A 15524-nucleotide genomic window follows, 5' to 3' on the forward strand; every position below is an offset into this window, starting at 1 on the left:
AATTAATGCTCTAATTTAGTATTAATACTATTTGCTAGTAGTTCACCAAGTTCATCCGCTTTTTCTCTTATAGATCGGCGTGCATACCGACTGCTCATTTCTGATATTGAACTCCACCCCATTAATCTATTTCGAATTTGCTTCTCTTTTTCTTTATCTGGTCTCCGATCTTCTGGAATGTTATCTAACATCTCACTAAAAACATCATTCCAGGTTCTTCTCATTGTGTGGGGAGTGAGCTGCGCATAGATATTGGCATGTTTCCTTAATGTTCTGAACATTAGATTGATTGCATCATTTGATAAATGTTGACCTGTCTCGGTTGTAAATAGATAACCATGTTTTCTATTTTTGAACGGGATTTTATTTAAATGCTTTGTAATATAGTTATGAAAATATTCACAGGCCTTGGAGGAGCACTTAACGTCACGTTCAACAGTTTTAGAAACTCGAATAGTGATGGTGTGCTTACTATAATTAAAGTCTTCTATCTTTAGATATCTCAGCTCGCTTCTTCGCATTCCTGTACTTAGTAAAATTTCATAAATCAACTGATTTCTATGCTTTAAGAATTCATTTCTGAAAGGATTATCTGGGTGTTCTGGATCTATGATCTCTAGCACTGTATTCCGTTCCTTAGAAGAAAGCCCTTCTGGTGCATCTTGATCACCTTTATTGGAAACTCTTGGTCCTAGTGAACTGAAGTAATTTAAACGTTGCTCAAAGTCATTGTATTTATCTTTGTTAAGACGGTGTTTAGATCTTTGGAGCAGGAACTTAAGATAATTAAAAATTGTCTTTATGCGATATGAACCTTCTTCTGCTGAAGTTGAGGCTTTTGATTCTTGTTTTAATTTAGGCATGTAGATGAGATTTTCAATTTTTTTTGCAATATTCTTCGAATTTATTGATGGTTGTTCATTTTTCTGGGCCATCATTCGATCTTGATGTTTTCGATTTAGTCTAAGAAAAAAAGCTAAATCTTGAAGTTGTTCTATGGTTAAAAAATCTGAATATAAGATGCTATCTTCTAAAACTATATTATTTAATGATGCCCATAAATGAGCAACACCAATACATCTTAATGCTTTATCCGTTGTGCTAACTGCACGTCCTAAACTTCTAAACTTAGTCATGGCATAAACATTTGGATAGAACAAAGGAATTCTATCTTCATCAATAAGTACTACCATTGGTTGTTCATCACTTGCAACAAACTCTTTAATGCTTCTTTTTATCATAATGTATACGTTTTCTGATTATCATATCCCATAACTTTATTAAATATAAAAATATACCCTTTGTAAAGAGCTTAAGCTTAAGATTTACAAAGGGTATTATTTAATTATATATACATTTCAATATATATCACTGTCATTGACACGCCTCACAATCAGGATTATCAATACTACATGCCATTGGCACTGGTGCTGCTTGAGCAAAATCTCCATCAACAGCTGCTGCCGCTTCTGGTGCAGGAGTTGCTACAGGCGCTGCCGTAACAGTTGCAGGTTTTACTGCGTTCAATGCACCTGTGTTAATGGTTGATTTCTCTGCAGATGTTGCACCTAATGCACGTAGGTAATAAGTCGTTTTCAGACCACGCAACCATGCCATTTTATAAGTCAGGTCAAGTTTCTTACCGTTTGCACCTGCAATATACAAGTTCAACGATTGTGCCTGATCAATCCATTTTTGACGACGTGATGCTGCATCTACAATCCAGCGTGGTTCAACTTCAAACGCAGTCGCAAAAATCGCTTTCAATTCTTCAGGAATACGTGAAATTTTTTGTACTGAACCTTCAAAGTGTTTCAGGTCATTGACCATTACAGAATCCCACAAATCACGCGCTTTCAATGCACGAACGAGGTAAGGGTTGATTACTGTAAATTCACCAGACAAGTTCGATTTCACATACAAGTTTTGGAATGTCGGCTCAATAGACTGAGAAACGCCACAAATATTTGAAATGGTTGCAGTCGGTGCAATCGCCATCACATTTGAGTTACGCATACCGTCTTTTTGAACTTTGGCACGTAAGCTGTCCCAATCCAAACGCTGTGTACGGTCTACTTCAAACATACGTTCTGGACGCGATTTCGCCACAATGTCTAAAGAGTCAATTGGTAAGATGCCTTGATCCCACAATGAACCTTTAAATGTTTCGTAAGTACCACGCTCAACCGCTAAGTCGCTAGACGTTTGAATCGCGTAGTAGCTGATCACTTCCATAGATTCATCGGCAAATTCAACTGCAGCATCTGAACCATAAGCCAAGTTCATCTCATAAAGCGCATCTTGGAAGCCCATGATGCCCATACCTACAGGACGATGTTTCAAATTTGAATTGCGTGCTTGTGGTACAGCGTAGTAGTTGATGTCGATGACGTTGTCGAGCATACGTACTGCAGTTTTAATAGTACGTGCTAATTTTTCACGGTCTAACACACCACCTTGAACGTGTTGCACAAGGTTGATTGAACCCAAGTTACATACCGCAATTTCATCTTGGTTAGTATTGAGGGTAATTTCAGTACATAAGTTAGATGAGTGCACTACGCCAACGTGTTGTTGCGGTGAACGTAAGTTACATACGTCTTTGAATGTGATCCACGGGTGACCTGTTTCAAACAACATTGACAACATTTTGCGCCATAAGTCCTTCGCACGAAGTTTTTTATGCAGCATGTTAGTTTCTTTGGCAATGCTTTCGTAGTACGCATAACGCTCAGCAAAAGCTTCGCCCGTCAAGTCGTGCAAGTCTGGTGTTTCAGATGGCGTAAACAATGTCCATTCTGCATCTTCAAAGACACGTTGCATGAACAAGTCAGGTACCCAGTTGGCTGTGTTCATATCATGGGTACGACGACGGTCATCCCCTGTGTTTTTACGCAGCTCTAGGAATTCTTCGATGTCTAAGTGCCAAGTTTCTAAGTACGCACATACCGCACCTTTACGCTTACCACCTTGGTTGACCGCAACAGCTGTATCGTTAGCAACTTTAAGGAACGGAACAACACCTTGAGATTTACCGTTTGTTCCTTTGATGTATGAGTTCAAAGCACGTACTGGCGTCCAGTCATTGCCTAAACCACCTGCCCATTTAGACAGCATTGCGTTGTCACGCATTGCACCATAAATGTTGTAAAGGTCATCAGAAATTGTAGTTAAGTAACAGCTTGATAACTGTGGACGTAGCGTACCTGAGTTAAACAGGGTAGGCGTAGAAGCCATGTAGTCGAAGCTAGACAATAAGTTATAGAACTCGATTGCACGTGCTTCACGGTCATCTTCATTAAGCGCCAGACCCATTGACACACGCATAAAGAACAATTGTGGAAGTTCAAAGCGTACGCCATCTGAGTGAATGAAATAACGGTCAAATAAAGTTTGCAGACCTAAATAGGTAAACTGGTTTGAGCGTTCAGGCTGAATCGCTGCAGCAAGTTTGGCAAGGTCAAACTCAAGTAAGTCTGCAGAAAGCAAATCAAGTTCTACACCTTTTTTCAGGAAAGTTTCTAATGCTTCGCCTTCAGGTGTATCTGTTGCCAAACCTAAAAATTCTAAGCCTGTTGCTACCAAGTCATTACGCAATAAACGCGCAGTCACATAGGTATAGTTCGGCTCTTGCTCAATACGGGTACGAGTCGCCATCATCATGGTGGTTGAGATGTCAGACTCTTTTACACCGTTGTAGAGGTTTTTCACGGTTTCATCAATGATGGCATCTACATCAATGCCTTCTAAACCTTCTGCCGCTTTATTCACGGTTGCTTTTAACGCACCTAAATCTAGTGGTTTAAGCTGACCGTTTGCATCAGTCACTTGTAACGTCGGGTGATGGTTTTCACCTGCTTGCTTACGCGCTTCTGAGCGTTGTTCACGGTAGATGACATAAGCACGAGCAACTTTTTGCTCGCCTGTACGCATGAGCGCAAGTTCAACTTGGTCTTGAATTTCTTCAATGTGAATAGTTCCGCCAGACGGTAAACGGCGGTTGAATGTGTTCAACACCATTTCAGTCAGTTGTTCGATCCGATCATGAATGCGGCTTGAATCGGCGCTTTGTTGACCTTCTACAGCCAAAAACGCTTTGCCAATTGCAACTGCAATTTTTTCAGCATCAAAAGCGGCAACATCACCAGTGCGTTTAATCACTTGTAATTGACCAGGGGTTGAGGTGATTACGCTCATGTCAGCATAGCTCCATTGTCATCTATTGTTATGTTTATGGACCATTAAACTGGGCAAAACTTAGGCCGCAGTGATTGAGGGATAAACACAAGACTTAGTGGTTTAAAATTGAATTGAACACAAGATACGGGAAAATTGAGGGTAGATCAATATTGACTTTTTCTTTTAAATTTTGACTATTTTAGGATTCAAATTTATCTCAAAAATACCGAATTTTGTCCTTTCGGCTATAAGCCTTATCAGACAAGGGCATAGCATAGCAAAGCTCAGAAAAACTGCTTATAGATAACCTTGTGGATAACTTGAAAAGTTAGGAGATAATTTTTCCAAAGGCGGCAAAGGCTTGATCTAGTGCAAAAAATACCCATTTTGTAACTTTATATTTCTTAAATATGTTTAAAAATCACCAAAACTAGAAAAGTGCTATAAATTCAATGCTTAATAAAAATATAACAAAATAATACGCAGATGTATCAGTTTGGTGAACAGTATCTTGTTTACAATGTAAACGTGTGTATATTGCAAATTATATCAAGACCTATCTCTCAGATTTTAAAAGGATAGGTCGAATCCAATAAAGGGACAGGTTATGAGTCAAGAAGAAAAGTTACCAAAAATTTTAATTGTTGAAGATGATGAACGCCTTGCACGACTTACGCAGGAATACTTAATTCGCAATGGTTTGGAAGTTGGGGTAGAACCAGATGGCAACCGTGCGATTCGCCGTATTATTGCCGAGCAACCTGATCTTGTGGTGCTCGATGTGATGTTACCAGGTGCCGATGGTTTAACCATTTGTCGTGAAGTTCGTCCACATTATCATCAACCAATTTTAATGCTGACTGCGCGTACTGAAGATATGGATCAGGTGCTAGGTCTGGAAATGGGTGCAGATGACTATGTTGCAAAACCTGTGCAGCCGCGTGTGTTGTTGGCGCGTATTCGTGCTTTATTGCGCCGTACCGACAAAGTGACTGAAGATGAAGTGGCACAGCGCATTGAATTTGATGATTTAGTGATTGATAACGGTGGTCGTTCTGTAACTTTAAATGGTGAATTGGTTGATTTCACCAGCGCAGAATATGACTTGTTATGGTTATTGGCTTCAAATGCAGGGCGTATTTTATCTCGTGAAGATATTTTTGAGCGTCTACGCGGCATTGAATATGATGGTCAAGACCGTTCAATTGACGTGCGTATTTCACGTATTCGTCCAAAAATTGGCGATGATCCTGAAAATCCAAAACGTATTAAAACTGTGCGCAGTAAAGGTTATTTGTTCGTTAAAGAAACCAACGGCATGTAATACGCTTTTTTCTGAGTCAAATACTGGCTCACATATAAAATAAGTCACATAGGACGGATTTTGTGCTTAAACACAGTATATTCTTGCGCATATATGCAGGATTGGTGATCTTAGTTGCAGTAGTTGCCATTTTGGCGTACTTATTGGTGCAAATCATCAACTATCAACGTGCGCAAGAATATCGTGAGTCTTTAACTGATGGTATGGCTTATATTATTAGTGAAGGGATTGCACGACAGCAAAACGAACAGCAAAAGAAAGACTGGATTTCTGATGCATCCGATTTGCTGGAATTGCCCATCTACTATGTGCAGGCAGACAAAGTAGATTTGTCGCGCGCAGAGCTTAGACGGATTAAAGAACGTAAAGCGGCTGTGCGCTATAATGCCGAAAATATGATTGCCTATATTATTTTGGGTATGAAAGATGATCCAAATCATTATTTATATATCAAGGCAGATAAAATTACAGAACGGCAAATGAAAGCTTTGCCGATTTTTGTTTTAGATTATTTGGTGTATTACCCGGGTCAGGAAAAAGAATATCTAGCCAAAATTCAGCAGCACTTTTCTTATCCGGTCAATATTAAAAATATTCAGGAACTGCCACTCGATTCTGAACAGATTGGGCGTTTAAGACTCGATCACAGCATTATTTTATATCGTGACAATGCCACCGTGCGTGGTACAACCATCTCGATTGTGTCACCGATGCCAAATTCACCCTCAGAAGTCTTGGTTTTAGGGCCTGTACCGTTGTTTAACTGGATGCCATTCCAGTTGGCAGCAGGGATTACCTTACTGAGTATGTTTATGTTGAGTTTGGGTGTATATGGTCTGATTTTGCCAATGCAGCGTAAAATTCGTGAAGTGAACTATGCCTTAAACCGTACCAAATCGGGTGATTTAAACATGCGTTTACCCGTAGATGGTGCCGATGAAATGGCAAGTTTGGCATCTAGCTATAACAGCATGTCAGACCATATTCAGCGTTTGATTGAAGCGCAGCGTGAGCTGATGCGTGCGGTATCGCATGAACTGCGCACACCTGTAGCACGCATCCGTTTTGGCATGGAAATGCTGGCAGAGGAAGATGACTACGAGTACCGTTTACAGCAAATGGAAATGATTGATAAAGATATTGAGGCACTGAATACCTTAATTGATGAGATCATGACATACGCCAAGCTGGAACAGGGCATGCCATCTTTAGAAATTGAAAAGATTGTTTTACTGGAAGTCTTGGAACAGGTTGCCACTGAAACTGAAGCCTTAAAAACCCAGAAAGATATTCAGTTGATTGCCCCACCTGTGACTTTGGAAGTGGAAGCTGAACGCCGTTACTTGCACCGTGTGGTACAGAACTTGGTGGGCAATGCAGTCCGTTACTGTGACCATAAAGTCTTGATCAGTGGCGGTATTAACGAACAAGGCATGGCCTATGTTTGTGTGGAAGATGATGGGCCGGGGATTCCCGAACAAGACCGAGAACGTGTATTTGAAGCCTTTGCTCGTTTAGATGACAGCCGCACCCGTGCTTCAGGTGGTTATGGTTTAGGTTTGTCTATTGTAAGCCGCATTGCTTATTGGTTTGGTGGCAAAATTGAAGTCGATCAGAGTCCGAACTTGGGTGGTGCACGTTTTATGATGGTTTGGCCTGCCAAACGGTTTAGTAAGGCAAGAAAAAAAGCCGCAGCAGAGAAAGAAAAAACCACCGATTCATTGACTTGAATTGAGTGCACCAAAACTAATTTTAGACATAAAAAAACCAGTGCAATTCAAGGCACTGGTTTTTTTTAATTGCTTTTTTATCTCTATGCAGATCAATCTACAGCTTAGTGCGATTCTTTATATTGCTGATCGGCCTGTTCAAAACGGTCTGTCACTTCATGACTTGGCGCTTTACCCAATAAACTCACCACGACAATCGCAATCCAAGAACAGACAAAGCCTGGAATAATTTCATAAATACCCGTATCTGCCCAAAGGTTTTTCCAAAGAATGACCATAAGTGCGCCGACAACCATCCCCGCCAATGCACCATTTAAAGTCATGCGTTTCCAGAACAAAGACAAAATGATTAGTGGACCAAATGCTGCACCGAAGCCTGCCCAAGCATAAGAAACCAATCCCAAGACTTTTGATTCAGGATTACCCGCCATCCAAATAGCAAGCAGCGCAATCATGAGTACCATGCCGCGTCCGACCCACACCAATTCATTTTGTGAGGCATTTTTACGCAGGAACGATTTGTAAAAATCTTCGGTTAAAGTACTTGAACAGACCAAAAGTTGACAGCTTAGGGTACTCATCACAGCAGCTAAAATTGCAGCCAGTACCACACCTGCCACCCACGGATTAAACAGGATTTTGGTCAATTCCATAAATACTGTTTCAGGATTGGCATTGACCACACTTGCCAGTTCAGGATGTTGCTGGAAGTAGGCGATACCAAAAAAGCCCGCAGCCACCGCACCGCCTAAACATAAGGTCATCCATGTCATGCCAATACGACGTGCATTCGGAATAGACTTGACTGAATCAACTGCCATAAAACGCACTAAAATATGTGGCTGTCCAAAATAGCCTAAGCCCCATGCCATGAGGGAAATGATCGCGACCCAGCTTAAATCTCCGACTAAATTCAGCGCCTGCGGACGAGCCGCTTCTAAAGCAAGTGTGACTTGGCTTAGGTCAGAAAAGCTGAGTAGGGTAATGATAGGGGTCAGCAAGAGCGCAAAAATCATCAAGCCAGCCTGAATGGTGTCCGTCCAGCTGACTGCCAAGAAACCACCAATAAACACATAGCTGATGGTGGCAATAGCACTAATCCACAATGCAGTGCTATAAGGCAGATCAAACATACTTTCAAATAAGCGCGCACCTGCAACCATGCCCGAAGCACAATAAATCGCAAAGAAAATTAGAATTACGCAGGCAGATACAATCCTTAAAATTTTTCTTTGATCATTAAAACGGTTAGAAAAATAATCAGGCAAAGTCAGTGCATTGTGCTGTACTTCGGTGTGTACTCGTAAACGACCTGCCACCAAAAGCCAGTTTAGCCATGCGCCAATAATCAGACCAACGGCAATCCACATTTCAGACAAACCTGAAAGATAAATGGCACCGGGTAAGCCCATCAGCAACCAGCCACTCATATCGGATGCGCCTGCAGAAAGTGCAGTGACAAAACTGCCAAGACGACGACCACCTAAAATGTAGTCCGAGAAATTTCGAGTCGCGCGATAAGCCAATAAACCAATGACAATCATGGCGACAATATAAAACAGGAAAGTAATAATGGTGGGGTTGAGTGCGCTCATACAGTATCCATTTGGGTTTTGGACAGTCGATTAAAATACAGACCGCTGCTAGATGTGAGTCACTCAATTTGGTGAGTGCAGAGATCTCATCTGCGGTGCTGATTTCATCAAGAAACGCGAAATTTAACCATACATTAAAAAATATTTCAGATTTTTTTCTGAATGGGCATAAAATAGGCAGCTTGAAAGCTGCCTATCATCTTGATGTTTATCTGATTTGCTTATGGATTATTGCGACCCATAACACCACGAATGGTATTCAGGACATCTGCAGGTAAGACCACAGTTTTGGCATTGTTGGATTTCGCCATATCTTGCATGGCTTTTACATATTGCTCACCCAATAAGTACGCCACAGGAATTTCTTTATCACCTACCGCAGAGCTGACCATTTCAATGGCACGTTGAGAAGATTCTGCCAATACAACTTGCGCTTCTGCATCACGACGTGAAGCTTCCAAACGACCATCGGCTTCTAAAATAGCCGCTTGTTTTTCACCATCGGCTTTGGTTACGGTAGCACGACGCTGACGTTCTGCTGCAGCTTGTTCTTCCATAGCTGCCTGCATGGTATGCGATGGTTTAATATCCTGAATTTCTACAGTTTTAAGGGTAATTCCCCAGTCTGAAATATCATCAGAAATGGCTGCTTTGAGTTTGGCTTTGATGTGATCGCGCGAAGACAAGGCATCATCCAAATCCATTTCACCCACAATAGAACGCAATGAGGTTTGAACAAGGTTTTGAATCGCCCAAGTATAGTTTTCAATGCCATACACTGCTTTTTCAGGAGTCGTGAGATTAATGTACGCTACCGCATTCATGAGCAGAACTGCGTTGTCACGGGTAATGACTTCCTGAGATGGAATATCTAATACAATATCTTTGGTGGTGACTTTATAGGCCACTTCATCGACATAAGGAATGACGAAGTTAAGTCCCGGTGCAAGCGTGGTGTGGTATTTACCCAGACGTTGCACAATCCACTTATAACCTTGCGGAACAATTCGCACGCCTTTAAAAATGGTAATTCCAACAAAGGCTAAAATCGCTAAAACAATAATAGATCCACCAGACATTTTAATTTCTCACTTTTTCGTTGTCATGTGCGCTGTGATGCGGCTGCACCACCAAATCATTACCCAAAATATCAATCACGCGAATACGATCTCCCACTTGCACAGGGCTTGTGGTGCGGCAGTTCCATTCGTCTGAACCAAGTACGGGCATCGGGAAACGGACTTTAATTTGATCATGTTCCAAGTTGGTTTGAATAACCATGCCAATTTGTCCAATAGTGGCTTCGCGTGACAAGCCTGCTTTGGTTTTATCGGTAGATAAGGGTTTGATAAATTTAAACCACGCCAAGGTACACAGTACCGACAAGATAATCCACATCACCAATTGGGTAGTGGTACCCATCATGGGGAACATCCAGTATAAAATACCGACCATGACTGCCCCAATGCCAAACCATAAAGCGGCAAACGCAGGCAAGACCAGTTCTGAAAGCATTAACAGAACGCCTAGTACAAACCAGTGCCAAGGTTCAAGAACGAATTCCATACATCTACTCGCGTATTTTTACGATTGGTTAATTCTAATTGCTTAGAGAAACGCATCGACTTAAAAAGATGCGCTCTCATCACTTTAACAGATCAATAAGTTTATGAATATTAAAAAAATCACTGAATCCTAAAATTTCGGACGCGGTGCAGGTTTCAGCGCGGCAGGTGATTTTTTAAAGTTATTGATGGCTTGCAGAATTGCTTTGACCTGTAATTGTGCGGCTTTTTCACCTTCTAAAATGGTTTGGTTACTGGCTTTTAAATCTAGAGTACCAATATGTCCAACTTTAGGTTGAATCACAATATTGGCCTGCGCCAATTCCTGATTGATACTTTGCTGTCCCATAATATTTAAAGTTTGATCGAGTAAGCCCCACATGCTGACAGGTTGATTGCCTGTCGGACGTGCAGAAATATCCACCGCAATGACTAAGTCGGCACCCATCGCTTTAGCCGTCTGTACGGGAATTGGGCTGACCAAGCCGCCATCCACATATTGTGTTCCGCCAATGGTGGCAGGTACAAAAACATTCGGAATACTGCAAGAGGCGCGCACGGCTTGACCTGCATTGCCTTTAATAAAGTCGGCTTTACGTCCATTATCTAAACGTGTGGCAACGGCAGCAAAACGAATTGGAAATTTTTCAATCGGTTTATTGGCTACGTGTTGATTGACAAAGTCTTGTAACTTTTGACCTGCAATAAAACCCTGACGGTTTAAGGTTAAATCACGAATGTCGGATTCTTTAAAGGTTAGGGCAATATGTTGGAGCTGATAAGGACTTTTACCACTGGCGTATAAACTGCCGACAAAGCTGCCTGCACTGGTGCCTGTGACAATTTTTGGTTTAATCCCGTGAGACTCTAAAACTTTAATGACGCCAATATGTGCAAAACCTTTAGCACCACCGCCACCCAGCGCCAGTGCAATTACAGGTTCACGTGCTTGGATAGGTGTGGTGCTTGGCGGTGTTTTTGTTGTTTTGTCGCAGCCAGCCAAAGTTAGAGCTAGTACGCCCACTAAAGAATAACGAATCAGTTGCATATCAAATCTAAATTTAGATCAAAGAATATTGCGCCCATCTGAACAAAAAATAGAAACTTTGACTAGCCCTTTTTCAAAAGCTTTTGTAACGGTTTTGCCAACCAATGTGGATTTTTAGCCGAAAACTTGCCGTGATATTGCGTATAAATTGCATCTAAATCTTGAGCATAATCGCCCGTAGGATGAAACACGCCCAAAATATGAATGGTTTTGTGTGCATAATCAAAAGAGAACATCACAATTGGGATATTGGCGCCGTAGGCAATATGGTAAAAGCCACTGCGGATATTTTCGGCTTGTTTACGTGTGCCTTCGGGCGCCATACCAATCCAGATTTTTTCTTTTTTTCGTACAATATCAATAATATCTTGGGTATGTCCTTGAGGAGAATGGCGCACCACAGGAATTACCCCAATCCAGTTTAAAAGTGGCTTGAGTGGGGTTTCAAATAAAGTGTGCTTACCAAAAATAGTAATTTGAATACCTAAACCGAGTAGGGCGGTAAAACCATGCCACGCATCAATATTTGACGTATGCGGTGAGATAATAGCAACTGCTTTGGGCAAGTTGGGAAATTCGCCCACCATTTGCCAGCCTTGCGCCAAAAAAATATTTTTAAATAAAGCACGACTGCTGGCTGTTCCACGTTGTGGAACTTGGTCGGGTAACTGTGGAAATTGCCGTGCACTGCGTGCAAAAGGATTGGTGATTTTCATGAATGCGATGTCATCCTGACGTGCGTGATTAACAACAATAAATACCCAATATCATGACGCATGAATCTAAATCTATTCAAGATATTAGACTTTCGCTTTGTCTGATTCATTGGCAAAATAGTCGAAATCTGAATGTGAAAGTGATGAAAAATAACAATCCATTATTCAAAATTTTAGTGTAGTACTGCGTTTTTTTGATCTTTTGCCCATATCTAAATTGAGATGCTATGCCCAATTTGCGCCAAACTTATTTGTTGTTATTTTCTCTGTATTGGGCGCAGGGCTTGCCTGTTGGTTTTATGACCCATGCCTTGCCTGTAGTTTTACGTGCGCAAGGTGTGTCTTTGGCACACATTGGCGGTTTTGGTTTGTTAATGCTGCCGTGGTCAATCAAAGTTTTTTGGGCGCCATTGGTAGATCGCTTTGGACATTCATATTTTGGGCATTATCGTAGCTGGATTTTGCCGTGCCAGTGGCTGAGTGTTTTGGTGCTGATTGGGCTGTCCTTTTTACCGATTGAGTCCTTAAATCATCCTATATATTTGTGGGTGTTTTTTGTGGCTTTGCTCGGTATGAACTTGGTCGGTGCAACCCAAGATATTGCCACCGATGGTTTGGCGGTCAATATTTTACAAGCCAAACAGCAACATTGGGGTAATATCTTTCAGGTGGTTGGTTCACGACTGGGCTTTATTGTGGGTGGTGGTGCAATTCTGTGGGCATTGGATTGGCTAGATTGGCAAAAAACTTTCTTAATTTTAGCGGGATTGGTGTTTTTAAATACCTTGCCAATTTTAATGTTTAAAGAGCCACAACATGCTGCTAAACAAGTGCTTGTTCAAGCTCAAAGTAAAATGTCATTTCCCGCACGCCTTGCTGCGATTCGTGAATATCTGCGCTATTTTGTTGAAACGCCTGTGTTGTACGCATGGTTGTGGGTGCTACTCAGCTTTAAAATTGCCGATGGTTTGGCTGGTCCCTTATTAAAACCTTTAATGGTGGATTTAGGCTTAAGCTTTTCTCAAATTGGCATTTACGTGACCATGTTGGGGGCAATGGCCGCTTTGTTGGGTGCAGGCATCGCAGGGTTGATGCTGAAATGGTGGTCTAGAGCGCATGCCCTCATCATTTTTTCTGTGCTTAAAATTTTGAGTTTAGTGGCCTATGCTTATTTGGCTCATTTATATGAACAGCAAGTTGATGTGGCGCACTGGCTGATTTATAGCATTAATGCTGCGGAAGATTTTTGCTCTGCCATGTTACTTGTGGTGATGCTGACCTTGATTATGCAGTACAGCCGTAAACAATACGCAGGGACTGACTTTACATTTCAGGTTGCGATTATGGCGACTGTGAGCGGGGTACTTTATACCCTGAGTGGAGTGTTGGGCGATGCTTTAGGCTACGCGAATTACTTGCTGTTGATTTGTATTGTTGCGATTTTTTGCCTTATACCGATCGGGAAATGGGCAAAGCTTGTGAAAAGCGTTCAATCATCAGCACTTAAATAAGAAGGTAGATCATCAAGACAGGATGACAGACCTAAACCACGTTAAAAAGTCATTGCGTGGAAAAAATAAAAGCGACCCTTAAAGAGTCGCTGGAGTATAAAAGGTATCCACATTGAAGCAAATACCGATCTGGTTTTTGTATTTTTAAAAATTATTATTTGCGCTTTCAGTGCTTCACTTCGGCAGCGCAGGCAGTATAACTTTAAATTATGACAATCCTGCGACAATTTAAGTCGCATAGAGGTGTGTTGCAGCTAAAATCAACATATTCTAGCTGCGATATGCAGTATTGATTGCCAGTGTCCATTGTTGGTGATTACAACGCGGACAGGCTTCATTGGCGTGTTCAAGTAAACGGACATGCCCACAATACATGCAGGCATAATATGTGTTTGGAGTTGTGCGGTACACGGGTTGGCAAGCTTTAGGAAATAAGGGTAAACCATAGCGTGTGGCACCGTCATGAAAAAATAACATGCTGAATTTGCCATCAGTTTCTAGTAAACCGACACGTACTTGTCCCAAATGCTCCACACCTTGTTGGCGCATTTCGGCAAAGAATTCATCATGCGACATTTTACCGTACTTAATTTTTTCTAAGACCAATTCACCATCTTCTACAATATATAGCGATTTACCTTCAATCAAATCTTCAAAGGGTTGATATTTCATCATGAGCCATGTGGTCAGGCGATACATTGCAATCACCACAGTCATCACCACCAAGGCATGTACCAAAGGTAAATTTTCAGTGAACATGGGGTCGCCCGCAATAGAACCGAGCGATAAAATAATGGCCAATTCAAAAATAGAAAGCTGGCGTACTCCGCGTTTTCCTGTGAGGCGTAAAAATAGAATAATCATGCCAAACATGAGTGCAGCACGAATCATTAATTCTGCAACAAATGCCCATGTAGTATCGTGAATAAAGATGGTGAACCAATCCATAGGATGTCTATTTTGTTATTTTGATGCTTGATACTATGCTTAAATTGAGTGGGCAAAATAGTGGTTTTGAGTAAAGAACTGCAATTATTTGAGTGGTTTAGAAAAATAAATTTTTGTCTAAAAACTACAATTAAAAAAAATAATGAATCAGAAGATGAATTCACAACTATTACAATTTGCCAAACCTATGCGTCATGCTACTAGAGATGCAGAAAATTTGCTGTGGCAACTACTTCGTGCCAAGCGTTTTATGAATCTTAAATTTCGTCGTCAGCATGTGATTAAACCTTATATTGTGGATTTTTACTGTTATGAAATTGGCTTAGTGATTGAGTTAGATGGCAGTCAGCATGGAATGGATGATGCTCTAGAATATGATACTGAACGGACTAAGTTTTTAGAGGCTTTGGGTCTGAGCATGGTTGTGATCTTGAAACTAATAGAATATTAAGCAGATTGATGATCTTGTGATACAAATTGAGATTCAAGACTAAAGTATGATTTTATATAAAAGGTTTGCTTGTGAAGTAAATAGTAATTTTCCATAAAAAGTATAATAATTGAAAGTTGTTGTGGGGGAATAAAAATGGAATATAAGTTAGATGGTAATTGGAAAGCAGGATGGGCACTTGATTTACATACTATATCTAGTGTGAAAAATGCTAATGGTGGTTTTGATAATACTTATACAGATATTGGCTATGCCTTAAACCAGTTAAAGTACCATCATTCTACAGAACAACTGAATTACTTAGGTAATAGATTAGTGACATTTATGAAAAAGAGATGGATCCGTAAATTTGAACAACTCCTATAAGTGATATTCTGCTCCTCAAATGATGTTATAAACATCAATATATGGAGTATTTTATGGCACGTAGACCAAGAAGAAATCATTCAAATGATTT

At 40.9% G+C, this 15524-nt stretch carries 12 protein-coding genes and 1 pseudogene; 5 read left to right on the top strand and 8 right to left on the bottom strand.

The window, feature by feature from the left end; translation table 11 throughout:
- Positions 1-2: 2 nt before the first annotated feature.
- Positions 3-1241, bottom strand: coding sequence for a tyrosine-type recombinase/integrase (locus FTV52_RS11895; protein ID WP_179990873.1), 1239 nt, complete (start codon positions 1239-1241; stop codon positions 3-5).
- 133 nt (positions 1242-1374) lie between these two features.
- The gene (locus FTV52_RS11900; RefSeq protein WP_154320990.1) at positions 1375-4197 is read right to left on the bottom strand and encodes a ribonucleoside-diphosphate reductase subunit alpha; all 2823 of its coding nucleotides are present in this window, start codon (positions 4195-4197) and stop codon (positions 1375-1377) included.
- 589 nt (positions 4198-4786) lie between these two features.
- On the opposite strand from FTV52_RS11900, the gene bfmR reads away from it, so the two are divergent.
- Both bfmR and bfmS read left to right on the top strand, forming a co-directional pair.
- On the top strand, positions 4787-5503 hold the full coding sequence (gene bfmR, locus FTV52_RS11905; RefSeq protein ID WP_096902057.1) for a response regulator transcription factor BfmR: 717 nt from the start codon (positions 4787-4789) through the stop codon (positions 5501-5503).
- 62 nt (positions 5504-5565) lie between these two features.
- Complete coding sequence (gene bfmS / locus FTV52_RS11910) at positions 5566-7233, top strand: sensor histidine kinase BfmS (RefSeq protein WP_373683426.1); 1668 nt, start codon at positions 5566-5568, stop codon at positions 7231-7233.
- Between the two features lie 104 nt (positions 7234-7337).
- Here the strand turns inward: bfmS and putP are convergent, their stop codons facing one another.
- From putP to FTV52_RS11935, 5 genes are all read right to left on the bottom strand, one after another.
- On the bottom strand, positions 7338-8828 hold the full coding sequence (gene putP / locus FTV52_RS11915; RefSeq protein WP_154320988.1) for a sodium/proline symporter PutP: 1491 nt from the start codon (positions 8826-8828) through the stop codon (positions 7338-7340).
- A gap of 221 nt (positions 8829-9049) precedes the next feature.
- Positions 9050-9907 (bottom strand): SPFH domain-containing protein, encoded by an 858-nt coding sequence (locus FTV52_RS11920; RefSeq protein ID WP_004972306.1) that lies wholly within the window; start codon positions 9905-9907, stop codon positions 9050-9052.
- Between the two features lies 1 nt (position 9908).
- The gene (locus tag FTV52_RS11925) at positions 9909-10394 is read right to left on the bottom strand and encodes an NfeD family protein (protein WP_096902094.1); all 486 of its coding nucleotides are present in this window, start codon (positions 10392-10394) and stop codon (positions 9909-9911) included.
- Between the two features lie 129 nt (positions 10395-10523).
- Positions 10524-11441 carry a patatin-like phospholipase family protein gene (locus tag FTV52_RS11930; protein ID WP_096902052.1) on the bottom strand — a complete coding sequence of 306 codons (918 nt, stop codon included), beginning with the start codon at positions 11439-11441 and terminating at the stop codon, positions 10524-10526.
- A gap of 62 nt (positions 11442-11503) precedes the next feature.
- A complete protein-coding gene (locus tag FTV52_RS11935) occupies positions 11504-12157 on the bottom strand; it encodes a 1-acyl-sn-glycerol-3-phosphate acyltransferase (protein ID WP_178319243.1) in 654 nt (217 codons plus the stop codon).
- A gap of 227 nt (positions 12158-12384) precedes the next feature.
- Between FTV52_RS11935 and FTV52_RS11940 the strand changes: the two genes are divergently transcribed.
- Complete coding sequence (locus FTV52_RS11940; protein ID WP_218950486.1) at positions 12385-13668, top strand: MFS transporter; 1284 nt, start codon at positions 12385-12387, stop codon at positions 13666-13668.
- 270 nt (positions 13669-13938) lie between these two features.
- On the opposite strand, the gene FTV52_RS11945 is transcribed toward FTV52_RS11940, so the two are convergent.
- The gene (locus FTV52_RS11945; RefSeq protein WP_179990874.1) at positions 13939-14616 is read right to left on the bottom strand and encodes a YetF domain-containing protein; all 678 of its coding nucleotides are present in this window, start codon (positions 14614-14616) and stop codon (positions 13939-13941) included.
- 142 nt (positions 14617-14758) lie between these two features.
- Here FTV52_RS11945 and FTV52_RS11950 point away from each other — a divergent pair.
- A pseudogene (locus FTV52_RS11950) lies at positions 14759-15040 on the top strand (endonuclease domain-containing protein); the annotation flags it as partial.
- 162 nt (positions 15041-15202) lie between these two features.
- Entirely contained in the window at positions 15203-15433 is a 231-nt protein-coding gene (locus tag FTV52_RS11955) for a hypothetical protein (protein WP_179990876.1), read from the top strand.
- The last annotated feature ends 91 nt before the right edge of the window (positions 15434-15524 follow it).

Origin of the sequence: Acinetobacter sp. YH1901141 (assembly GCF_013416935.1) — a bacterium.
GTDB classification, from domain to species: Bacteria; Pseudomonadota; Gammaproteobacteria; order Pseudomonadales; family Moraxellaceae; genus Acinetobacter; species Acinetobacter towneri.